The organism is Acidimicrobiia bacterium (assembly GCA_018057765.1).
GTDB lineage: Bacteria > Actinomycetota > Acidimicrobiia > IMCC26256 > JAGPDB01 > JAGPDB01.
The window spans coordinates 12,142-33,189 of the sequence record JAGPDB010000017.1; the positions used below are offsets into that span (position 1 = coordinate 12,142).

The 21,048-nt window shown below is 36.8% G+C and carries 24 protein-coding genes and 1 tRNA gene; 7 read left to right on the top strand and 18 right to left on the bottom strand.

Annotated elements, in window-relative coordinates; genetic code table 11:
• Positions 1-19: 19 nt before the first annotated feature.
• From KBF89_06425 to KBF89_06440, 4 genes are all read right to left on the bottom strand, one after another.
• Positions 20-111, bottom strand: a tRNA-Ser gene (locus tag KBF89_06425).
• A gap of 217 nt (positions 112-328) precedes the next feature.
• Entirely contained in the window at positions 329-1,240 is a 912-nt protein-coding gene (locus KBF89_06430; protein MBP9115963.1) for a rhodanese-related sulfurtransferase, read from the bottom strand.
• A 102-nt stretch (positions 1,241-1,342) separates the two neighbouring features.
• Positions 1,343-2,599, bottom strand: a complete 1,257-nt coding sequence (locus tag KBF89_06435) for an aminotransferase class III-fold pyridoxal phosphate-dependent enzyme (protein ID MBP9115964.1) — start codon at positions 2,597-2,599, stop codon at positions 1,343-1,345.
• A 77-nt stretch (positions 2,600-2,676) separates the two neighbouring features.
• Positions 2,677-3,630, bottom strand: coding sequence for a hypothetical protein (locus KBF89_06440; GenBank protein ID MBP9115965.1), 954 nt, complete (start codon positions 3,628-3,630; stop codon positions 2,677-2,679).
• A gap of 82 nt (positions 3,631-3,712) precedes the next feature.
• Between KBF89_06440 and KBF89_06445 the strand changes: the two genes are divergently transcribed.
• Genes KBF89_06445 through KBF89_06455 form a run of 3 tightly spaced genes read left to right on the top strand, consistent with a single transcriptional unit; the run spans position 3,713 to position 6,728 of the window.
• Entirely contained in the window at positions 3,713-4,786 is a 1,074-nt protein-coding gene (locus KBF89_06445; protein ID MBP9115966.1) for a MoxR family ATPase, read from the top strand.
• A gap of 11 nt (positions 4,787-4,797) precedes the next feature.
• Positions 4,798-5,751: a DUF58 domain-containing protein gene (locus KBF89_06450; GenBank protein ID MBP9115967.1), complete on the top strand. Its 954-nt coding sequence runs from the start codon at positions 4,798-4,800 to the stop codon at positions 5,749-5,751.
• Positions 5,751-6,728 carry a VWA domain-containing protein gene (locus KBF89_06455; protein ID MBP9115968.1) on the top strand — a complete coding sequence of 326 codons (978 nt, stop codon included), beginning with the start codon at positions 5,751-5,753 and terminating at the stop codon, positions 6,726-6,728. The genes KBF89_06450 and KBF89_06455 overlap by 1 nt, the downstream gene beginning before the upstream one ends.
• A 53-nt stretch (positions 6,729-6,781) precedes the next feature.
• Here the strand turns inward: KBF89_06455 and KBF89_06460 are convergent, their stop codons facing one another.
• From KBF89_06460 to KBF89_06470, 3 genes are all read right to left on the bottom strand, one after another.
• A complete protein-coding gene (locus KBF89_06460; protein MBP9115969.1) occupies positions 6,782-7,594 on the bottom strand; it encodes a Bax inhibitor-1/YccA family protein in 813 nt (270 codons plus the stop codon).
• 103 nt (positions 7,595-7,697) lie between these two features.
• Positions 7,698-8,861, bottom strand: a complete 1,164-nt coding sequence (locus tag KBF89_06465) for a hypothetical protein (protein ID MBP9115970.1) — start codon at positions 8,859-8,861, stop codon at positions 7,698-7,700.
• Positions 8,862-8,920: 59 nt separating this feature from the next.
• Entirely contained in the window at positions 8,921-10,345 is a 1,425-nt protein-coding gene (locus KBF89_06470; GenBank protein MBP9115971.1) for a M20/M25/M40 family metallo-hydrolase, read from the bottom strand.
• Positions 10,346-10,484: 139 nt separating this feature from the next.
• Between KBF89_06470 and KBF89_06475 the strand changes: the two genes are divergently transcribed.
• A complete protein-coding gene (locus KBF89_06475; GenBank protein MBP9115972.1) occupies positions 10,485-11,180 on the top strand; it encodes a TRIC cation channel family protein in 696 nt (231 codons plus the stop codon).
• Here KBF89_06475 and KBF89_06480 read toward each other — a convergent pair.
• From KBF89_06480 to panB, 10 genes are all read right to left on the bottom strand, one after another.
• Positions 11,128-11,397 (bottom strand): hypothetical protein, encoded by a 270-nt coding sequence (locus KBF89_06480; GenBank protein ID MBP9115973.1) that lies wholly within the window; start codon positions 11,395-11,397, stop codon positions 11,128-11,130. The two genes, KBF89_06475 and KBF89_06480, sit on opposite strands and share 53 nt — an antisense overlap.
• Before the next feature lie 65 nt (positions 11,398-11,462).
• On the bottom strand, positions 11,463-11,909 hold the full coding sequence (gene rplI, locus KBF89_06485) for a 50S ribosomal protein L9 (GenBank protein ID MBP9115974.1): 447 nt from the start codon (positions 11,907-11,909) through the stop codon (positions 11,463-11,465).
• A 2-nt stretch (positions 11,910-11,911) separates the two neighbouring features.
• The gene (locus tag KBF89_06490; GenBank protein MBP9115975.1) at positions 11,912-12,445 is read right to left on the bottom strand and encodes a 30S ribosomal protein S18; all 534 of its coding nucleotides are present in this window, start codon (positions 12,443-12,445) and stop codon (positions 11,912-11,914) included.
• Between the two features lie 91 nt (positions 12,446-12,536).
• Positions 12,537-13,001, bottom strand: a complete 465-nt coding sequence (ssb, locus tag KBF89_06495; protein ID MBP9115976.1) for a single-stranded DNA-binding protein — start codon at positions 12,999-13,001, stop codon at positions 12,537-12,539.
• Positions 13,002-13,091: 90 nt separating this feature from the next.
• Entirely contained in the window at positions 13,092-13,394 is a 303-nt protein-coding gene (gene rpsF, locus KBF89_06500; GenBank protein MBP9115977.1) for a 30S ribosomal protein S6, read from the bottom strand.
• A gap of 141 nt (positions 13,395-13,535) precedes the next feature.
• Positions 13,536-14,276, bottom strand: a complete 741-nt coding sequence (locus KBF89_06505) for a hypothetical protein (protein MBP9115978.1) — start codon at positions 14,274-14,276, stop codon at positions 13,536-13,538.
• A 113-nt stretch (positions 14,277-14,389) separates the two neighbouring features.
• Positions 14,390-15,067, bottom strand: coding sequence for a hypothetical protein (locus KBF89_06510; GenBank protein MBP9115979.1), 678 nt, complete (start codon positions 15,065-15,067; stop codon positions 14,390-14,392).
• 85 nt (positions 15,068-15,152) lie between these two features.
• The gene (locus KBF89_06515) at positions 15,153-16,811 is read right to left on the bottom strand and encodes an MFS transporter (protein MBP9115980.1); all 1,659 of its coding nucleotides are present in this window, start codon (positions 16,809-16,811) and stop codon (positions 15,153-15,155) included.
• A 4-nt stretch (positions 16,812-16,815) separates the two neighbouring features.
• Positions 16,816-17,262 (bottom strand): MarR family transcriptional regulator, encoded by a 447-nt coding sequence (locus KBF89_06520; protein MBP9115981.1) that lies wholly within the window; start codon positions 17,260-17,262, stop codon positions 16,816-16,818.
• A gap of 110 nt (positions 17,263-17,372) precedes the next feature.
• On the bottom strand, positions 17,373-18,293 hold the full coding sequence (panB, locus tag KBF89_06525) for a 3-methyl-2-oxobutanoate hydroxymethyltransferase (protein ID MBP9115982.1): 921 nt from the start codon (positions 18,291-18,293) through the stop codon (positions 17,373-17,375).
• Between the two features lie 81 nt (positions 18,294-18,374).
• Between panB and KBF89_06530 the strand changes: the two genes are divergently transcribed.
• Complete coding sequence (locus KBF89_06530; protein ID MBP9115983.1) at positions 18,375-19,118, top strand: hypothetical protein; 744 nt, start codon at positions 18,375-18,377, stop codon at positions 19,116-19,118.
• Here KBF89_06530 and KBF89_06535 read toward each other — a convergent pair.
• Entirely contained in the window at positions 19,115-19,513 is a 399-nt protein-coding gene (locus KBF89_06535) for a DUF5318 family protein (GenBank protein MBP9115984.1), read from the bottom strand. The genes KBF89_06530 and KBF89_06535 overlap by 4 nt on opposite strands.
• A 139-nt stretch (positions 19,514-19,652) precedes the next feature.
• On the opposite strand from KBF89_06535, the gene KBF89_06540 reads away from it, so the two are divergent.
• Positions 19,653-20,282: a hypothetical protein gene (locus KBF89_06540; protein ID MBP9115985.1), complete on the top strand. Its 630-nt coding sequence runs from the start codon at positions 19,653-19,655 to the stop codon at positions 20,280-20,282.
• A 202-nt stretch (positions 20,283-20,484) separates the two neighbouring features.
• Positions 20,485-21,021, top strand: a complete 537-nt coding sequence (locus tag KBF89_06545; GenBank protein MBP9115986.1) for a helix-turn-helix transcriptional regulator — start codon at positions 20,485-20,487, stop codon at positions 21,019-21,021.
• Positions 21,022-21,048 lie beyond the last annotated feature (27 nt).

Sequence of the window (21,048 nt, forward strand, 5' to 3'; positions counted from 1 at the left end):
TAGCAATAATTACGAAAAATGGCGGAGAGCGAGGGATTTGAACCCTCGGTCCATATTGCTACAGACACTTGCTTAGCAGGCAAGCCCATTCGGCCGCTCTGGCAGCTCTCCATTTCAGATTACTTTAACGAATTGCTAAAAGGCCGAATACGGCACTCTAACAACTCGCGGCAGCTCTCCATTTCAGATTACTTTAACGAATTGCTAAAAGGCCGAATACGGCACTCTAACAACTCGCGGCAGCTCTCCGAGACCTATTAGTATATCCAAAAAACGTATAGAAATCTGGCTTGTGGTAGCTACTTCTAACATCTATTGGTTTTAATATCTAAATACTCAATGATTTAGCGGAGAATTTTGGCCCACAAGCAACACAATAATGCTCAACATCTTTATCTTCGCATTCTTGACATATAATCATTTGAGCTCCGCACGGTTCGTTTGAACAATGTGAGTATCTATCTGTTGGAACCCCACATTCTCTACATTTGCTTATTAATTCTGCATTTTCGGAGAAAGGTTGGAGTATTCGACCATCAAAGACATAACATTTCCCTTCCCAAAGTCCGTCATCACCAAACTCTTTTCCATAAGTTACGATGCCACCATCTAATTGGTATACATTATTGAATCCACGATTTTTCATTAAGACAGTCAAAATTTCACACCTTATACCGCCGGTACAGTAAGTAATAATCTTTTTATCTTTGATTGCATTATATTTAGGATCTTGTATTTCATCGATAAATTCTCGAGAGGTATTTACAATAGGGACAACAGCATCTTTAAATTTACCAACTTCGCTTTCATAGAGATTTCTACCATCAAAAAACAAAACATCTTCTTTATTGTTTTCAATAAATTCATGTAATTCTTTTGGTCGTAGTTTTTCTCCTCCACCAACAACACCAAGTTCATCATCAATTTCTATTTTGTCTGGCGCTTTGAAACTTACAAGTTCATCACGAGCCTTGACACTAAGCTTCGGGTATTCACCACCGTCACTTTCTGACCACTTGTAATGTATACCTCTGAATAATCCACTTGCATTCATTTGTGATTTATATCTTTTTAAATTATATATATCACCATTTAAAGTTCCATTAATACCGTGAGGACTCAATATTATGCGACCTTTAAGACCAAGTCGGTTACACAATTCTTTTTGCCACAGAACAGCCATTTCAGGATCTTTAAGATTTACAAACTTATAGAATAAAATTGATTTATATTGAGGAATAGTTTTTGATTCGACCATAGTGTTGTATATTTTCTCACAATTATCCACTGTGGTAAAATCAAAGGAGTATTAGGTTAATGTTATTAACTAATATTATATTTATTAGCTTGTTGCTTCTAATGCCTTAGTTACGGCTTTTATTACCGTATTGATCTCATCTTCGTTAATAATCAAAGGAGGCATGAATCTAATAATGTTTCCGTATACTCCAGCATTCATCATTAAAACCTTAGATTCTTGCATACAATGATTTATAACATCAGAACATCTTACATTATCAGGTTTACCATTCGGGTCATTAAACTCAGCAGCTACCATTAATCCAAAGCCGCGAACATCATCAATAATCGAATATTTCTCGGCCAGAGTAGATAGCCCATTTCTTAACTGCACACCACGATCACGTACATTTTGCATAAACCCTTCTGTGTTCATGACTTCAATTGTGGCCAAGGCAGCGGCACAGCCAATAGGATTTCCACCATAGGTACCACCGTGTGAACCAGTAGGCCATTTTTTCATCAGCTCTTCACTTGCGCCAATTGCAGAAAAAGGAAATCCACTTGCTATTCCCTTTGCCATAATTAAAATATCAGGTATCACGTCGTAGTGATCCATTGCAAAAAATTCTCCAGTACGCCCAAAACCTGATTGAACTTCATCTGCAACAAAGAGTATATTATTTTCTTTAGCAATGTTAGATACACCTTGCATAAACCTAGCAGGCGCCGGAATGTAACCACCTTCACCTTGCTCGGGCTCCATGATTATCGCTGCTGTTTCGCTAGGAGCGCTTTGTGACAGCAAGATATATTTAAGCTGATCTAGACAGGCATCAATCTCGTCTTCGCGTTCTTTCTTGCTTCCAACAGATTTCGGAAACGGAGTTACATATATTCCACTTGGTAATGGTGAATAACCAGCCCTATAACCTGTCTTGGAAGTAGTCATTGCCATAGTCATATGAGTGCGCCCATGAAACGAACCATTAAAAACAATAATATTTGGTTTTCCAGTAGATTGTTTGGCTAATTTAACTGCAGCCTCAGTTGCCTCTGCCCCAGAATTAGCATAAAAAAAGGTATCGATACCCTTGGGAGTTATTTTTTCCAACTCATCAGCAAGTGGTTGTAACAAATTATGGGAATAACAATTCACTTGAGAATGAATAAATTCACCTGCTTGTTTTTGTATAGCTTTAACCACATGCGGATGGCAATGCCCCGTTGATGTTACAGCAATTCCAGATGTACAATCTAAATATTTATCACCATTAGGCGTATAAACAAATACCCCTTCGCCTTTTATTACCTCTAGATCTGTTACATGAAACCATACGGGGGCTAATTTTCCAGTCATGACTACATTCTAGACATATAGAGAAGTTATATACCATCATTTTTGATTTTAATTATATTTATGAGAAAACTATAAAATTATGGACAGCCAGTCAAACCTAAGGTTGCTAAAACCGGTTGTAATGTTTGAAGCTCCGCAAGTGCTTTATTTGCAGATACAATCATTTTTGTAGAATCAGGTGAAGGTTTATTTGATTCAGATTCTATTGTTAATATAGATGCATCAATGATTTTTTTGATTTTTTTGATTTCTGAAATAGCATTACTCTTACTGGATTCAAAAGTATCGGGAGGAGATTGACCATAATCAGAATCTATATCAAATTGCAATGTTTCCAAAGTGTTAGTCATATCATATGCATCACTATAAAGAACAGAAAGAGAAGAGCCATTCACAATTGCACCACCACTAATAGTTGTCAAATCTTGAATTAGTGCTTCTTTAGCCATTCTTAATGATGTACACGATGAATTGATTCTCTTAAAATAGCTTCTCCAAACATCTCTGTCTTTTGTCACAGTGAATCCGTTTATTAATGTTGGCGAATCGTCATCGATCCCGCCGCCAGGTGGAATAGAACCTTTATTTCCACCTCCGCCTCCGCCACCGCTTCCACTAGATGGAGGCGGAGTTGAAGGACTTGGATTTTGAGGAGCTTCAGGAATATTCACTTTGCTTGAACGCAAACATTTGTCTAGATGTAATTTCTCTGCATATTTGCTAACAATAGCTATAATAGATTTATTATCTGCACCTTTGAGCTCTTTAATCAACTGATTATGAACTAATTCTAGTTCTTTTGGTGCTTTTTGCTTTGTTAGTGAATCATTTAGTAGCTTAAATTGATCATTTGTAAGTTCACTTAGAGCTGTTGAAAATGCTGCTTTTGCACAAGTATTATTAGCATTATTTCGATATTTTTCAATTGATTTAATTTTTGCGTCACTAACAGTTTCATTACTACTTATTTTTCCACATCCCGAAATACCTAAAATAATGATAAGAAGAAATGCTACTTTATATATTTTCATAATTTGCCTTGGTTTTCGTCTTTAGATATCGAAACCTTAATAAAGAATCTAAAGTATCGATACTAGACTACGATATTATACTATGGATACAACTACAGCAGCAGAAAAAATTGAGAATCTTGTTTTCGAAATTAAAAAAGTCATAGTAGGACAAGATGATTTTGTAAGAAAACTAGTGATAGTTTTATTAGCCGGAGGACATTGCATCGTCGAGAGCTCTCCTGGTCTAGCCAAAACTTTAACTGTTGAGACTTTAGCAAAATGTATCGGTGGAACATTTAAGCGTATTCAGTTCACGCCAGATTTACTCCCTTCAGATATTGTTGGTACACGTATTTACCATCAATCTTCAGAAGCATTTGATGTTGAACTTGGACCTATTGTGGCAAACCTTGTTTTAGCAGACGAGATAAACCGTGCACCTGCAAAAGTTCAATCGGCAATGTTAGAAGTTATGGCTGAAGGCCAAATTACCATTCACAAAAGTCGATTTGAGATGCCTTCACCTTTCTCTGTAATTGCTACTCAGAACCCTATTGAATCTGAGGGTGTTTACCCATTGCCTGAAGCACAAAGAGATAGGTTCATGACAAAACTTGTTTTGGATTATCCAAATCCTGCAGAGGAATCTGAAATAATTCGTAGAATGAGTATTAGTGTTCCGACGGTAAATCAGATCTTTACTCTAGAGGATATTATTGAATTACAAAAACAAACAAATACTATATATGTAGATCATATAATTGTTGAATACATAGTGGCACTTATTTCACAGACTCGCCAAGGTCGATTCGCTTCTTTATTACATGTTGGCGTTAGCCCACGTGCCTCACTAGCACTTGTTAAGTGTGCGCGTGCACGTGCTGTTTCAAATGGTAGGAATTATGTATTGCCAGAAGATATTAAAGAATTAGCACCAGATGTTCTACGTCACAGAGTATTGCTTTCATATGAAGCAATAGCATCTGGATATCATGTTGATGCTTTTGTTGAACAAGTAGTAGAGAGTGTACCGATGCCAGCAATGTCACAGTTTGACCTATCTAGCATTCCTAACGTTTCGCACACTATCTCTGCTCCTCCAGTAGCTCCACCTGTTGCTACACCTACAGTACCAGCCGCTCCTGTAGCACCACCTGTAAACCCACAGGCATAAAAAGGTTTCTAATGCCTAAGTGTAATCATGCGAATCCACTTTTCGCGGGAGAGAATCCGCGACAAATTATTTCGTATATTGATTTAACTATAAGGAAAAAATTAGATGGGCTAGCACACGGTATCTATAAAAATATAATGCCTGGCTCCGGTATGGAGCCTAGTGAAGCAAGAAAATATTTCCCTGGTGATGATGTTCGAAGAATTGATTGGACAATTACAGCAAGAACACAAGAACTTTATGTTCGTGACCAAGAAGCAGAAAAAGAAATGACTTCCTGGATAGTTTTGAATTTAGCTCCTTCAACACATTATGGAACTGGTCGAATAAAAAAATGTGAACTTGGTTTATATTCGGCATTGCTATCTGCAATGATCATCCTTAAATCTCAAGGAAATAGAGTTGGCTTTATTTTGGGAGATAAAGATGGTAGCGTTATCTTTAAACCAGAATCAAACTCTAATCTGGTTTATAGGATGCTTGAACAATACCAGTCATTCGATGCCAGAGATAGAACTAAAGATGATTCACAGTCCGACTTATCTACATTGCTAAAAAAGATAGGCGCACTTGCGGTTAGGAGAAGTACAATTATTGTTATCTCACCAATGAGTATCTCTAAACCTAGCCAGCTAAAAGAGGAATTAAGTTTATTGCAGTATTTAAATACGAAACACCATGTTGTCCTAATTCAAAATAGCGACAAAAGAGATTTAGAACTAGTTAATGCAGGAATAGTTGACTTTATAAATCCAGATACAGGTAGAGTTACTTCTGTTGATACATCTTCTATAAAAATTAGGAATAAATATAAAGAGATCTGCGAAATAAAAAATAGCAAACTAATAGATTCTTTAAATAGTTCTAATATCACACATATAGAGACCGATACACACGATGATTTTGAAAAAGATTTTGTGCGTGCTTTTGCTTTCTACAAGCAACTAAACCAAATGGGGAAATAATGAAATTTACAGATCCAATATACTTGTGGCTAATAATAATCCCCATAGTATTAATTGTTGTCTTTTTATTAATGCGACTTAGAAATCGCCAAGTTGCTATTAAATACGCAAATGCTGATATTTTTGATTCAATTGTTTCAGGTAGCAGACAGACACAATTAAAGAAAATCATCCCAACTATTTCTTTCATTGTTGGAATATTAGTTTTAATCATAGGTGTTAGTGGACCTAAAATAAAACGGGAAGCAACATTAAAGCAAAACCATATAGTTATTGTTCTAGATGTTAGTAACTCTATGCAAGAATCTGATATTAAGCCAACGAGATTACAAGCAGCAAAAAATTCCATCAAGGATTTTGTGGGTACAATCTCTGGTGAACCTTTAATGAGCGTAATTACATTTAGCTCAGAAGTAAATATAGCAATTAGAGCAACACGAGATAAAGACGAAGTGTTGAAAGTAATTGATAGGGCCGACTATGAGGGTGGAACTGCTGTAGGCGATGCTTCGATACAAGCAGTTGAACTTGCAGAGAATGTTTTATTGGCTTCAGGCAAAACTACAGATTTAAGTGTTAAAAATGCAGGAGCTAAAAAGACAAGTACGATAGTCTTATTAACCGATGGTGACACAACAGATGGCTTGGCACTTTCTGATGCTAAAGAGTACGCAAAGGATTCAAATTCTGCAATATACACAATAGCCATGATTCCAAAGGTTGGAGGTAAGACGTCTTTTGGCACAATAGCTCAAGAGTCTCAAGACGACATGAAGTCTATAGCGCAAGCTACAGGTGGCGAGTATTACAAAGCAAGTGGTGCGGATTCGCTCAAAGACGCATATAAGAAAACAATAGGATCATTAAGAGGCAATAAAGTAGAAGTGAGCTACGAAGGAACCTTTGTTTTTGTAGGACTAATACTATTAGGCCTTTCAACACTAGCTAGTAAACTTTGGTCTAATAAACTTATTTAGTTTGAAAATCTATACATATGTATTTCAATAATTTATAGCAAAAAATGCTCTAACTAGTTGCGGATTTTAGATAGCAAACGAAGTACCTCTAAATAGATCCAAACTACAGTAACTGCGAGTCCATATCCAGCAGCCCAGTTCATATATTTAGGCAAACCAGCTTGTGCTCCACGTTCAATAAAATCAAAATCCAAAGCCAAGTTCGAAGCTGCAATTACAATCACAACCAAGGAAAACACAATACCCAAAAGACCAGTATCACCGATTAATGGTAAGTCCACCCCTACAAGTCCTAAAACTAGGTTCAACATATAAAATACGAATACACCCATAGTTGCACCAATAACGATTTTACGAAATTTTTGAGTTACTTTAATTACTCCAGTTGCATAGAGCGTATACATAACAAACACTATTGAACCCGTTGCCAATATTGCTTGAACAACTATGCCGTTATATGCATATTCGAAAACTTTTGAAATTGCGCCAAGGGCTACGCCTTCAGCAACTGCATACAATGGTGCTGTGACACGAGCATATTTTGGTTTAAATGTGGTTATTAAACCAAATGCTAATCCAACGAATATTCCACCAAACAAGGCTAAGGTAAATTTATCTTCAGGTATTGAAACCCATGCCCATGTTCCAGTCGCAACGATTATTGCAAATAGAACCATTGCCGCTCTAGCTGATCCACCGACTGTCATAGTTCCTGAGCCAGAAATTGCTGTAGTACCTGAATTGTTGAAAGCCTGATCTTGAATTGACATAGAGCCAACGGCAGTAGATTGACCACTTGCCCATCCAGGGTTCATATCTTCTTTGTCCACATTTTTTAATGTTTTTTCTAATACCTTATTTGACATACTTCCCTACTTATAAATATTTGTTATATTAGTTTATAACAAATATTTATAAAAGCTATTCCAATTAAGTATATAAACCACTGAATTCCAGTATATAGATCTCCTATGAAGTCTCATTTGAGACGAGATCAACCAAAGCTAAGTCACTACCTTTAGGTCCTATTAGGCCAATATTTGTACTAAATTCTGGTACCGGTGCAGAGATCTGAGGCAAGCCAGACAAACTAGAGGGAGCAGCGAGAATAAATGTTTTTGAACGAAAATTAAGTAATTCTTCATCAGTCATACTCCTATTTGGTCCTTCTATTCCGAGTATAGGTAGGCACATTACTCCATCGTATCCAATAAATTCTTTGAGTTTTTTATTGTAATCATCTTTATCTTGCAAATCACTTTCAATTATCTCTTGAGAATCCATTGATAATTCTTCACATATTGCAAATCTATCTTGTACTTCTTTTGCTAGATAAGACAAATTCTCTTTTGCCCATATACCATGAGCTCGCCATATTTCCCTACTTTGTGTACGTGCAAACAATTCTCTGACTTTATTAGATACGAATTTACTTTCATCGAATGTTTCGATAATCAAATCTTTATTCTTTGCAATAACATGGGCATAATTTCCTATTGCTTCTACCCCAAAACTTGTTAAATTATGTATATTCTGAGGAAGTAGTAGCCGTTTAAAAATAGTACTTTTACTATTGCCAACTGTAAAAATCGACATTAGCCTGCTTAAGATTTCGGGTTTATTCGCAAAGAACCCCAAAACATCTGCACTTTTAGCTAACTCAATGACCCCATCAGTCGGGAGGCAATCAAAGCTTGTCCGAAGCCCATATATTCCACATGCTGCTGCAGGCACACGGATACTTCCTCCCGTATCTGATCCTATAGCAAAATCAACGATGCCACTTGCAACTGCGGATGCACTACCAGATGAAGATCCCCCGCAAAATCTTTTAGGGTAATTTATATTTATCGGCGCTTCGTCTTCTCCTATATTTCCAATTATTGAATAAGCTAACTGGTCCATTTTGGTTATTCCGAATAACTCTGCACCTGCATTTAGTAAATTAGTCAAGATAGACGAATCATGATCCGCAGCTTGGTGTGTTTCTCTCCATCTTCGGCTACCAAAAGAACTAATGTGATTCTTTATGGAGATCAGGTCCTTAGCTGCAAATAATAGGCCGTCTAAATCACCGCTTTTTGTAGGCTTTCTTGTAAGTGTGTCCTTTGTAAAACAGTACGAATTATTCATAATAGCATTGTACCATTCGCAGAAATGTTTAATTAGTCCTATTGGAAGAACTAAAAGAGTTACTGATAGGAACTTAGTACGTCTGCTACACATGCTGTCAATTTAAAAAATGTTGGCAAATGTAGAAATTCATTTGGTCCATGTGCATTTGATTCTGGACCTAATAATCCAGTAACCATAAATTGAGCATCACGATATTTTTCACCAAGCATAAACATGAATGGTATTGTTCCACCTTCGCCCATGTATTGTGCAGGTTTTCCAAAATGTTTCATTGATGTTTCATTTAAAGCTTTAGTAAGCCATTCTTTTTGAATTGGAGCTGCCCAACCACTAGCTAATGATTCGATTTTTAATGATATCTGAGCATTGTAGGGTGTATCTCTATTAAGTTCTTCTGCAATAGCAGCTATTGCAATCTCTGGCTTCACACCTGGTGGCAACCTAAAACTTAGACCGACTTTAACTTCTGGCAATAATACATTTCCTGCATTTTCAATTTTAGGTATTCCTTCAATTGCAATTATTTCTAATGCCGGTTTGTACGTATTAGCAATTAGTTGATCTGAAACTTTCTTATCTAAAGGTTCAACGTTTTCTGCAAATGGTAAACCATGTGGATTATTTTCTCCTAAAATTAATGCAACGTTTTCTGCAGCTTCAATAATATTTTTTGGAATTTCAACATTTAGTTCTTCTAGAAGTATTTCTCCCGAAGGCGATTTTGCAATCCGATCCAATAATGCTCTTAATACATGAGTAGTTGACGGCACTATTCCACCAGCACCTCCTGAATGCGTACCTTGTTTTAAGATTCTAATTGTTAAATGTATTTCTATCAATCCGCGCAATGAATTTGTGATCCATAAATGTTCATAGGTGAGCGCACCTGAATCTAAACATATCACCATTGATACTTCTTCTAATTCTTTACATGAATGAGACAATAAATTTGATGACAGTTGTTCTAGATGAAAAGGCAGATCAGGTGAACCGCTTTCTTCGGATGCTTCAATTATTATCAGATAACGAGGATGCGCAAGCTTTTGTTCTTCTATATCATTAATAGCTAAAACGGCACTAAACATTGCGTAACCATCATCTGCTGAGCCTCTACCATAGAGACGATCCCCCTGATATGTTGGTGACCATGGATCGATTCCATCATTCCAACCCACCATTTCAGGCTGTTTATCTAGATGTCCATAAAGCAAGATAGTATCAGAATTATTTACCTCACGCGCTGGAATATTTATAACAAGAAGTGGTGTTTTTTCTTCAATATTTTGTATAAAGACTGTTGCATTTTCTGGAGTATTTTTTTTTGCCCACGTTTCGTATAGTTCAACAACTTTTTGCATATGGCCATCTCGTTTCCAATTATGATTAAATGCTGGGGAAACATTCGGGGTTCTAATATATTCTTCAAAAGTTTCTTTTATTTTGGTTTCCCATATCTGTTTTACTTTTTGTTCATCTAACATTTCTATATCTTAAACGCATTTAGTGAATATTTCATATATACCAATTATTAGTACCAATTATTGACTAAAGGTCGATATACTATTTCCTATCACTGATAATTTTGCTCTCCCTATACTATATGATTTAATTGCTGTTTTTTTGTTTGCTATTACTGGCTCACTGATTGCACTAAAAAAAGGCTACGATCCTGTTGGTGTTGCAATTATCACCATAATTTCAGGTGCTGGTGGAGGTATCATTCGTGACTCTATCTTTTTGGATAAAAAACCATCGGCTATCACTAATTGGCGTTATAGCGCTGTTTTGCTAGTTGCAATTATTGTTGTATTTTTAGCACGCAGCGTTTTAAAAACACGTCCTATTGGTTTGTTGATTATTAACGTGGAAGCCTTGGGTATTGGTATTAATTCGGTTTATGGAACACAAAAATCTATAGGTTTGGGTTTAAGCATTTTTTCTGCAATCATTGTTGGGTTTATTAATGGTGTTGGAGGTCGACTTCTGCGCGATATTGTAATGGGCAGAAAACGCAAAAATTTAATTCCAGGCAGGATGTTTGGAGTTGCATCTTTTTTTAGCGTAGGTTTATATTTAATAATGTCGCGGCTGCTTAAATTAGAATTCGATTTATGTGCATGGTGTGCGATTATTTTCGCATATTGTATTCGTATGATCGCTGTTAAGTTTGATATTAAAACAAAAGCTTTAATTGATTACTATGATCCTAGTGAGAAAATCGTTCATAAGGTTTCTGGTGCTTTTGATTTAGGTTTTGATAAAATTAAGAAACGACCAGTGTTACGACTGCCCAAGAAAGAACAAAAAGACCAATAACTATATATATTATTGAGCGATATAGTGGAGCTATTGCAAGTGTTGCTTTTCCTTGCGATACCTGGTTTTTTACCAAAGTAGATGTCGTTTGTTTTGTTGCCCGAGGGTTTGTCTTCAAAGACTCTTGTGCAATCTTTTTATCGCGTTTTCGTTTAATCACTGCTAAAAGATTCCCGAACACCATTGCCCCACCAAGTGCGGCGATTAATTCGACCATTGTTTGAGCGTAGAAATCCATAACTAATTACTTAGGCTACAGAGATCTACACTATTAAACATAATTTATACAGAAACTACTTCTATATTTATGGTTGCTTTCACTTCTGGGTGTAAGTCAACTGTTGCAATATATGTTCCGAGTGAACGAATTTGAGCATCAAGAGTTAAGTCTCGTCGATCAATCTCTATACTTGTTGCTTCAGTGATTGCTTTAGCAACATCTGCTGTTGTCACAGAGCCAAAAAGCTTTCCCTCTTCGCCAGAATTGGCTTTGATCTCTACTTTTGCAATATTTAGTATATCTGCTGTTGCTTGCGCCCCAATTTTTTCTTTCTCTAGACGGTGTGCACGAGCACGCTGCATTGATTTTGCTTGATCTAAAGCGCCATCTGTTGCAAGTGTTGCTATTCCTTGAGGTATTAAGAAGTTTCTGGCATAGCCATGTGCGACTTCTACGATATCTCCAGTGCGGCCACGGCCTTTTACGTCTTTACGTAAAATAACTTTCATTTTTATGCCTCCTCAGTTATTGCTTCAGTACTTGCACCTACAGCTACAGGAACTGGTGCTTCACTAGCTATTTCTTGCGTTACTTCGCTAGGAGCTTCTTTAGTATCAGGGGTTGCTTCAATTTTCTTTGGAGCACGTTCTGAACTTGAAGAATTTTTGTCTCCTCGAGCACCACGATCAGGTCGGTCGCCATATTTTTTAATTTTTGGACCATCGTCGCCTTCAAGTCTTAATTCGCCTTCATCGTCACCGTCGCGACGTTTTTTAGTTTTTGATGTAACTTGGCGAACAGTAAACGGCAATAATGCCATTTCTCTTGCAATACGAATAGCTTTTGCGACTTCACGTTGTTGTTTTTGAGAATTACCTGTAACTAGACGTTGGCGAATTTTTGCGCGCTCTGACATGAATTTGCGAAGCAAGTTAACATCTTTATAATCAATGTAAGTAATGCCTTCTTGGTTCAGAATTGAACTTTTCTTACGGAATTTACGAGCGTCGTTTTCTGGTGCTCTTCTTTTATTTTGGTTTCCCATTTTTCTCCTATATATATCCCAGTATTTACTAGGGAGGGTCAGACCTTGCAAGCAAAGCTCGCCGAGATGCAGACCCTAACTATTAATTTCTTTAGAACGGTTCGTCACCGAATTCGTCATAATTTGGTACGGTTACTTGTGCTTGTGCCTGAGGCGATGAATCTTGTTGTCCGCCACCTTGGTAGGCACCTTCTTTTCTTTCATTCTTAGCAACGCTTGCTGAAGCCCATCGCAATGATGGACCAACTTCGTCAGCAATAATTTCTACTACTGATTTCTTTACACCTTCTTTATCTTCGTATGAACGTTGTTCTAAACGGCCAGTAACGATAACGCGAGCACCTTTAGTTAAAGAAGTGCTTGCATTTTCTGCTTGTTCTTGCCAAAGTACGACGTTAAAAAAACTTACTTGTTCTTGCCATTGGTCGCTACGATCTTTCCATTTACGGTTTACAGCAACACCGAATTTTGTGTTTGCTGCACCTGATGGTGTGAATCGTAATTCCGGGTCAGAAGTTATGTTTCCTACAATTGTTATTGAGTTTGAGTTTGCCATTTTGACTACCTTTCGTGTGTTTATATTTGTTATCTATATGTTTAGCAGGTGGGTGTGACAAGCACAAAAGTACTTACACACTGTCAAAAACTATGAAACAAATACTTCTTGCGGAATTCGTAGGACTATATGACGCACGACGTTAGTTGCCAATGTTAATTGACGTCCAAGTTCTGCCATGATTTCGGGTTCTGCCATAGTTTGAAAAACTACGTAGTATCCTTCATTTTTTTTATTGATAGGATAGGCAAATTTGCGTTTTCCCCAGTGATCTACATTTCCGATTGTTGCACCAGAACCGGCAACTAAATCAGTAAGTTCTTTTGTTGATGTTTTAACGTTGGCTTCTTCTTGTTCGCCTTCGAAAATCACCATTACTTCGTATGGTCTCATTTTTCTCCTATGGATCGTACTTTATCTGAAAGTATCGAGCTCGAATACTCAATTTAAAACGAATGTTATAAATTATGGTAAACGAACAGGTTTGTGGATAGGTTATTCTAGGCGGAACTGCTTATATAACGCTAGTTGAAGCTATTGTGGTGGTAGAACAAGCCTAAGCCCAGGGAAATTGTCTTTGGCTCCAAGATCACTGCCACCCGGTATAGCAGTTGCAGTTTCAATACCATCTAGACCACTCAAGCCTGGTCCAATTTTTGGCAATTCCTCTCTATCCTTTGTAAGTTTTTTTATCTCTATATTTAAATATATATCGAATAGTCCTCGAACAACTCCTAATTGCATAGCTACTGGCAAATTTTGGAATGCAATTAATTCTACTTTTGATTTTTTTTGACCTGTTAGTAATGCACTTATAACTGCACTTTTAGCATAAAGGGTTTCTATAGCCTCATTATCCTCATATCTATCTAAGATTTTATTAAGTTGATCTGGGCTTAATTCGAAATATGTTGAATAGTTTTCATTTGGATCATCAATCAATCCTCTTATATATGAATACCATAAATCTCCGTTGTGCCCTTCTGGTAGTTTATAGCGAGACAATAATTCCCTGAACCTAGTTTTACTGTCATTTTTAAGATACTTATTTGAGAGTTGTATAAATCTTTGTAACCAAACTTTGACTGCTTCAGCATCTGCAGCCTCAATTGAGTTCATGTCTTGAATCCATTCGTCCGAAACATCAGGATTGGGGTTAATTATAGCATGCCTAAAAGTTACTAGATTTACAGCGTATTGTTCCGCAATTTTTCTAGCTTCTCGTGCATCAGCCAAACTAGCTACTGGCCTATTTTGTCCTGGTGTATCAGTCATTTAAATTTTCATCCTTGAATTAAGAGAAATGCTATATTCCATTCTAATATAAACCGACAATAAAGACAAATAACAACAAAACGCTTATGTATGATCTATCTTCAGAATTAATATTAAACTATGTGCAAGGTGGGTGGTGCAGGGGTATGTGGCCTAGATTGGCAATCATCTCCAACACCCAGTCCAAGCTGATACTCTGCCAACCCTTCAAAGAATAGTATTCGTTCAACGCATCTATCAACAACCTCAAGGCCAACAAGTAGTTTCATTCTGTCATCGAGATCCAATAAAGAAGTAGGACCCTCAATTTCTGGGTGTTGTACTAAGAAATCTGCGATTTCTTGACTTGATTTTAATAGCCTAACTAGTTTAGATACTCCACCTAAGCGCACGATGGGTGAAATTGGCTTGTCAGGGTGCTGTTCCCTATATATATCAACAATTTCTTTAGCTAGATTCAAATAAGTATCCTTAGTTTTACGTTCCAATGCTGGATCATTTCGATTATCAAGATCTTCTAAATATTCAAGGAATATGGGGTGTAATTCTTTATCTAACCCGAACTTTCCTTTATATAATTGTCCACTTAATAGATCTAGGGCAATTAACCAATTAGCAATTTGTTTTCTTTCATCTTGAGTTATATTTAATCTAACAATGCTAACTCGGTGCAGTTGTGTAACTACTGACGCGCCTGGTCTAAGTCTAAGTCTGAATGACCGACCGTTAGGATCAATTTTGGGACTACTTTTTTCGCCAAAAGTACCTACAACAACATTACCTTTAATCATCAAAGAACTCCCCCATTCACCCTAAGTGAATACTATTAATATAGAGCCACATTAACACAACTAGAAAATTGGTACAAAACAGTAGTTAGGCTATTTCTTTTTCTTTCTCATGCATAGGCTCTGAGTCTGTTATTTTCTTCATATTGGGCAATATGAAAGAAACACCGAAGCCAAAAATACACACAATTGCGCTAGCTAATATCGCAGCCTTATTTCCGCTAACAGTAGCTTGATGTGTAACATTTATGATTTCATTTGCAACGGATTTTGGGATTTTAGCACCAAGATTCTTTATCCCACCAAACTCAATACCTGAAGCTTGTTGTTTTGCAGCCAAAACGATTTGTGGTTTTAAAGCCTTTGGTATTTTTGAACTATTTAAAATACCTGATGTCACACTAGAAGATAATACTGTTAGTAAGATAGAACCTATTGCTGCTGAACCAAAAGTTGCACCTAATTGGCGCATTGTACTGTTAACACCCGCAGCCTCACCAGCTTCTTTTGGTTTAATAGTAGAAAGCGTGAGGTTTGTTATTTGCGAAAATACAAATCCCATCCCTAAACCAATAACTAATAAGGCAATGACAAAATCGTCAGATTTTGCGGTGACCGAAAATGTGTCTCGCAAGATCAATAATCCAATAAATTGGATAACCATTCCTATTTGAGTTAAAAGACGAGGACGAATTTTGCTCGAGAGGTACCCACCTAGTGGCGCGATAAATAAAATCATTAGCGACATAGGAATCAAGGCGATTCCAGTTTTTAAGGCGGTGAATCCTCGAACTGACTGAAAAAATACAGGAAGTGCAAAGATTAGACCTGATTGACCAAGTGCAAAAATCGCCATTACTGTAATTCCAGAACTAAAGACTTTATTTTCAAACAGTTTTATTGAGACTAATGGAGTACGTCCTTCGATTTTTTCTAGACGCACCTCCCACCACACAAATACACTTAGTAAAATTACACCCAATAACATTGTGTAAGGGACAAAAGAAAGTCCAAATGGCATTTCTATTAAAGTCGAACCAAGACGTACCTCGCGTGTTCTCGTGAACCAACCATAAGTCGATGCTTCAATAGTTCCATACACAAAAGATAATAGTCCTAATGACGATAGGGCTATTCCTACCCAGTCTAAATTATGTTTGATTCTTTGGTCTTTGCTTTCTTTAATTATCACTGATGAACATACAAGAATTAGAGCAACAACAAGGTTGATTCGAAACCCCCATCTCCATGAATGGTGAGTTGTTAGATACCCACCTAATACTGGTCCAAGTGCAGATGCAGCACCCGCAACCCCACCCCACATACCCATAGCCATAGCTCGCGAGCGCCCGTGAAAACTCGTGATCAAAATTGACAATGTTGCCGGCATCATTAGTGCAGCACCAAGACCTTCTATTATCGATTCGCCAATAATCATTGTCGGAATATTTTGTGAAATTGATGTTATGAATGATCCTATTGCAAAAATAATCGCGCCTAGTACGAACATTTTGCGACGACCAAAAATATCTCCGAGGCGTCCTCCAAGAATTGTAAACGCTGTAAGTGTTAAGGCATAAGCTGTGATAACCCATTGAATACTTTGAATATTTGTATCAAAATCTTTAATAATTGCGCCAAGTGAAACATTGAGCAATGTTGTGTCTAGAACAATAATTGCAAGCGCCAAACTTAACACAAGCACCAATAAGATTGACTTAGTTCTACTGTTTAAATGTTCATTCATATTTCTATTTTTCCTCTAAAGCGCCAAGCAATGAAACCATTACTTCGCGAGTCTTTTTACGATCTGAAACTGACAATTTTGAAATTGCACTCTTAATAATTTCAGCTTTTTGATCTCGCATTTTTTGTGTTATTTTTTTGCCTTGCGTTGTAAGTGTAACTCTTACAACACGCCTATCGCTCGGATCAGTCTTTCGCACTACATAATTTAGCTTTACAAGCTTGTCTATTGTTACCGTTATTGTTGGCATCGATAATTCAAGTTCATTCGCAATTTCTGCCATTGAAGGTGAAGTGTCGTTAATAGCAATAACACAATGCAATTGTGCCAAAGTTAGTTCGCTGGCTGACGAGTCAGTTTTCTTACCCCGAATTAGAGCCATAAATTTAAAAATTGTTGTTACAATTTCATCTTCAAGCTCATTATTCAGCGTTTGCTTTTTGATACCCATAAAATACTTCACATTTCTAATACTTAGATAATCTAAATATTAATACTACGAAGTAAAATTCGCAAGTTAATTTGGCTTTTAATTTATTTTATTTAAGCGAGAGGTTGAACCTATTCACTAAGGGTTGAATCTTGCTTAGATATTTCTTGAACTAGCCCAGCTTTTGCCGATTTTAGATATTTGTCTAAATCATCAGACATATGATAGGTCTCTTTGCTTGTAGGAAATGCTCCGCTTTTAACATCTTGCATAAAGTTGGTAACTGCATCTTTTGCAATATTCTCAACTTGGGCGTACTCTCGGACGAATTTTGTCGGATCCTTAGAACCATCTTTGATACCTAATAGATCATGTATCACCAAAACTTGGCCATCAACGTGGCGACCTGCTCCAATACCTATTACCGGAACATTTAGCTCTTCTGTGATTGTTCGACTTAGACCATCGGGTACACATTCAACAACCAACATTGAAACACCAGCGTCAACAACACTATGTGCATCGGCCAAAACAGATTGAGCATCATTAAAATCTTTACCGCAAACACTATATTTTCCAAGAGATAAAATACTTTGTGGGGTTAAACCAATATGACCAACTACAGGAATTTCTGCATTAACCAAAGCTTTAATTACTTCAACGCGTTTTTTACCACCTTCAACTTTTACTGCGTGAGCACCAGCATGTATTAGTTCAATTGCTGACTCAATAGTTTTCTCAATAGATACGTGATAGCTGCCCCACACCATATCTGCAATTATTGGTTTTTTATTATCACTTTTTTCGTTGGTGCGAGAAACAGATTTTACCAACATCAACATTTCGTTATGTGTAATTGACATGGTTGATTCATAACCCATTACAACCATTGCTGCACTATCGCCCACTAAAATTATGTCAGCATCATGCGCAAATCTGGTTGTTGGAGCATCATATGCTGTCAATACAACTATAGGTACATCGCCATTTAGCGCCTTACGGTTAGATAGTTCTTTGAACAGTCCCGATGGTGATTTTTGTTTTGAAACCATAACCAGAGTCTAGTTTGAAAGACCATAAACAATAGAGATATTGGTTTTGTTATATATATAGCCTAAATGCTAAAGTCATGTATGCGCTCAAATGGATTTGATATATATACTACACCTGTATATACATCGGCTGAACCTGATGAGCTTTACCGATATTTTGATGGAATCTTTCAAGATAAAGAATATTCCACTCTTCTGAATATAGCTCGAATACTAAGCGATCCCGATACTAAAATTTGGGAATTTAAAGGCGGCACATACGCCCTATGTGTTTTACTTAAGTTTGAAGAAGATTTAAATAGAAGTGAACATGATATAAAAGAGATCAATATTTTGATTGATCAGATCTTCGAAAACTATTTACACCATAAAGCATATATAGATCAAATCAGAAACCCAATGTATCTGTTTTATAATCAAGACCACAACGAATTTAAAAACAGGCATTTAAATATGATGTATGCGAGAAATACTGTGAGAGAAAACTTTACTACTTACATAAAAGATACATTTGAGCACCCACACCAACACAATGGGTTTATACATTATCTAGAAGATTGCATGGAGCATGAACAAGCAATAGAGGTGATGGTTTATTTTCACGACATTTTAAATGATCCGATTGCATACAAAATTGAGGACTTCGATTTAATATTAAGAATGGGTTATAGTCATCTAGATTCAAGAGAAATAGTTATTGATATACTGGAGAGAATTGAAGAAGAGATTCCAGTAGCAATTATTGATAATCCGCACTTAGAATCTTTACTAATGGTTGCCCGCATAGAATACCTGCGTACGCAACAAGATTTTGGTGGAATTTAGTTATGATCTTCACGTCTAACTAAGAAGTTCCATTTACACGATATACATACTTCTACAAGGTAGCGTTGGAAAGATTTTCCTGCTTTATCTGCAATTTCAAGTTGATTGTATTCTGTTACTGGTCTACCGCTTCCCTTACCAAGTTTTGTGCCGTATAAATAGCTAACTTCCACCAAATAGTTCTGCGTATCTTTATCCGCACATATTGGGCAATCCCTATCGGTTGGCGATGGGTGATTAGTGGCTACCCTTATTAATTCAGGGTGAGCATCGCAAACATCTAATGTAGTTAAAATCCCACGTCGAAAATCTCGCAATATCCGTCGTCGCGCTAACGCATAGTCAACGTGGGGGTATTCCCCATCATTTTTTTTTGGATTTATAGGGGCTTGCATCTCTCTATTGTATGCTCTAGGAGCGAAATTAACAATGTCTAGAATATCGCAATCAGATATTTGCGCACTATATAAGCATTAGTGTAGAATGTACAGAAACGGTTTAATCGCGCAATAACTGCATTAAAAGGAGATTGAAATGCCAAAAATTCAAGATAGCCAGATCGATAATATACTCACACAAGGGTTCACAACTGGATCATTTCAAGACGTATTATCCCTACTAAGAGATGGTGAACTATTTACAAGTAACCAATTAGATGAATTGATAGTAGCTTGTAGGCCGTCTTTTAACGCTGACGCTTTGCCTGACGATATAGCTATTGCTACTTACTCTATTGTGAATGCAGGTCTTTTATTTCACTCAAGACAATTAGATCCCTCTTTACAAGTTCGAGTAGAACCTTGGATGAAAGCAGTGGAAGTTCTAGCTGGTAGCGTCGAACAGGCGACTGATAGACCAACACACCAGGCAGAACCTAGCCCTCCTTCAGAATCAGTGGAGACAATTGATGATGATCTAATTGATGAAATACTTATTGAGGGTTATGGTACAGGTGGTGGGAGTGCTTTTGAAATTGTTTCATTTCTAATCGATAATGGTGCTGTATTAACAGATGGTCAAGTCGATAAAATATTAGATGGACTGAGAGTTCCAGCAAGTGATAGCTCTAATGTCGCTGATGCTGCTTCTAGTATCTTAAAGATAGCTATTTATAACGACCATGAAGCTTTGACTCACACTCAACAACTTCAATTAGGCACATAAATAGAAAATACGTATGGTTCTTCTGGGAATAATGAGACTAGACCACCAGACCTACCAATTTAATATCCGCTGCTGTAGTAATTGCCGCTTTTCTCCGATAAAGTATCGTATATTTAGATAAGATATACCAGAGTTACACATCTTAAAAATAAACCTCGCAATAATGCGTATTAGATGTATCGATGCGATATAGTTGTCCGCTATGTTATCTCTTGCCATACTCGGACTATTAATGGATGAATCTTTGCATGGTTACGAAATACGTCTGAGATTACAAAGATTACTTGGATTGTCGGGCTTGATTTCATTTGGAAGTCTATATCCAAAATTGGCAAAACTTAATCTCCAAGGTTTTGTTTCAGTAGAGATAGTCACACCAGAAGTATCACCAAATACAAAAACAAAATTGTCAGAGCGTAAAAAACGTAAAGTATATACAATCACACAATTAGGAAGAGAAGCATTCAGCGAAAAATTAAGTGCATCATACTTAAAAAACGCATCAGACGATCGAGCTTTTGTTGCACATCTCGCATTCATAGAATATGCATCTCCAGAAGACAGCAAAAATCTAATCTCACATCGTAAACGCGTTTTACAAGATCGTCTTGAAATTGCTCCAACGACAAAAAATAGATTTCTTAAAAAATGGCAAGAATTAGAAGCAAACTTTATAAATAGTCAAATAAATTTTTTGGATACTTTAAATATAAAGCCCGAAGAAAACAGAACGGTCTAACGACAAGAACGAAATAAAGAAAAGGAT

Coding starts and splice junctions, on each gene's coding strand:
- KBF89_06435 (MBP9115964.1), bottom strand. CDS start 2,599: ATGACTGGAAAATTAGCCCCCGTATGGTTTCATGTAACAGATCTAGAG.
- KBF89_06440 (MBP9115965.1), bottom strand. CDS start 3,630: ATGAAAATATATAAAGTAGCATTTCTTCTTATCATTATTTTAGGTATT.
- KBF89_06445 (MBP9115966.1), top strand. CDS start 3,713: ATGGATACAACTACAGCAGCAGAAAAAATTGAGAATCTTGTTTTCGAA.
- KBF89_06450 (MBP9115967.1), top strand. CDS start 4,798: ATGCCTAAGTGTAATCATGCGAATCCACTTTTCGCGGGAGAGAATCCG.
- KBF89_06455 (MBP9115968.1), top strand. CDS start 5,751: ATGAAATTTACAGATCCAATATACTTGTGGCTAATAATAATCCCCATA.
- KBF89_06460 (MBP9115969.1), bottom strand. CDS start 7,594: ATGTCAAATAAGGTATTAGAAAAAACATTAAAAAATGTGGACAAAGAA.
- KBF89_06465 (MBP9115970.1), bottom strand. CDS start 8,861: ATGAATAATTCGTACTGTTTTACAAAGGACACACTTACAAGAAAGCCT.
- KBF89_06470 (MBP9115971.1), bottom strand. CDS start 10,345: ATGTTAGATGAACAAAAAGTAAAACAGATATGGGAAACCAAAATAAAA.
- KBF89_06480 (MBP9115973.1), bottom strand. CDS start 11,397: ATGGTCGAATTAATCGCCGCACTTGGTGGGGCAATGGTGTTCGGGAAT.
- rplI (MBP9115974.1), bottom strand. CDS start 11,909: ATGAAAGTTATTTTACGTAAAGACGTAAAAGGCCGTGGCCGCACTGGA.
- KBF89_06490 (MBP9115975.1), bottom strand. CDS start 12,445: ATGGGAAACCAAAATAAAAGAAGAGCACCAGAAAACGACGCTCGTAAA.
- ssb (MBP9115976.1), bottom strand. CDS start 13,001: ATGGCAAACTCAAACTCAATAACAATTGTAGGAAACATAACTTCTGAC.
- rpsF (MBP9115977.1), bottom strand. CDS start 13,394: ATGAGACCATACGAAGTAATGGTGATTTTCGAAGGCGAACAAGAAGAA.
- KBF89_06505 (MBP9115978.1), bottom strand. CDS start 14,276: ATGACTGATACACCAGGACAAAATAGGCCAGTAGCTAGTTTGGCTGAT.
- KBF89_06510 (MBP9115979.1), bottom strand. CDS start 15,067: ATGATTAAAGGTAATGTTGTTGTAGGTACTTTTGGCGAAAAAAGTAGT.
- KBF89_06515 (MBP9115980.1), bottom strand. CDS start 16,811: ATGAATGAACATTTAAACAGTAGAACTAAGTCAATCTTATTGGTGCTT.
- KBF89_06520 (MBP9115981.1), bottom strand. CDS start 17,262: ATGGGTATCAAAAAGCAAACGCTGAATAATGAGCTTGAAGATGAAATT.
- panB (MBP9115982.1), bottom strand. CDS start 18,293: ATGGTTTCAAAACAAAAATCACCATCGGGACTGTTCAAAGAACTATCT.
- KBF89_06530 (MBP9115983.1), top strand. CDS start 18,375: ATGCGCTCAAATGGATTTGATATATATACTACACCTGTATATACATCG.
- KBF89_06535 (MBP9115984.1), bottom strand. CDS start 19,513: ATGCAAGCCCCTATAAATCCAAAAAAAAATGATGGGGAATACCCCCAC.
- KBF89_06540 (MBP9115985.1), top strand. CDS start 19,653: ATGCCAAAAATTCAAGATAGCCAGATCGATAATATACTCACACAAGGG.
- KBF89_06545 (MBP9115986.1), top strand. CDS start 20,485: ATGTTATCTCTTGCCATACTCGGACTATTAATGGATGAATCTTTGCAT.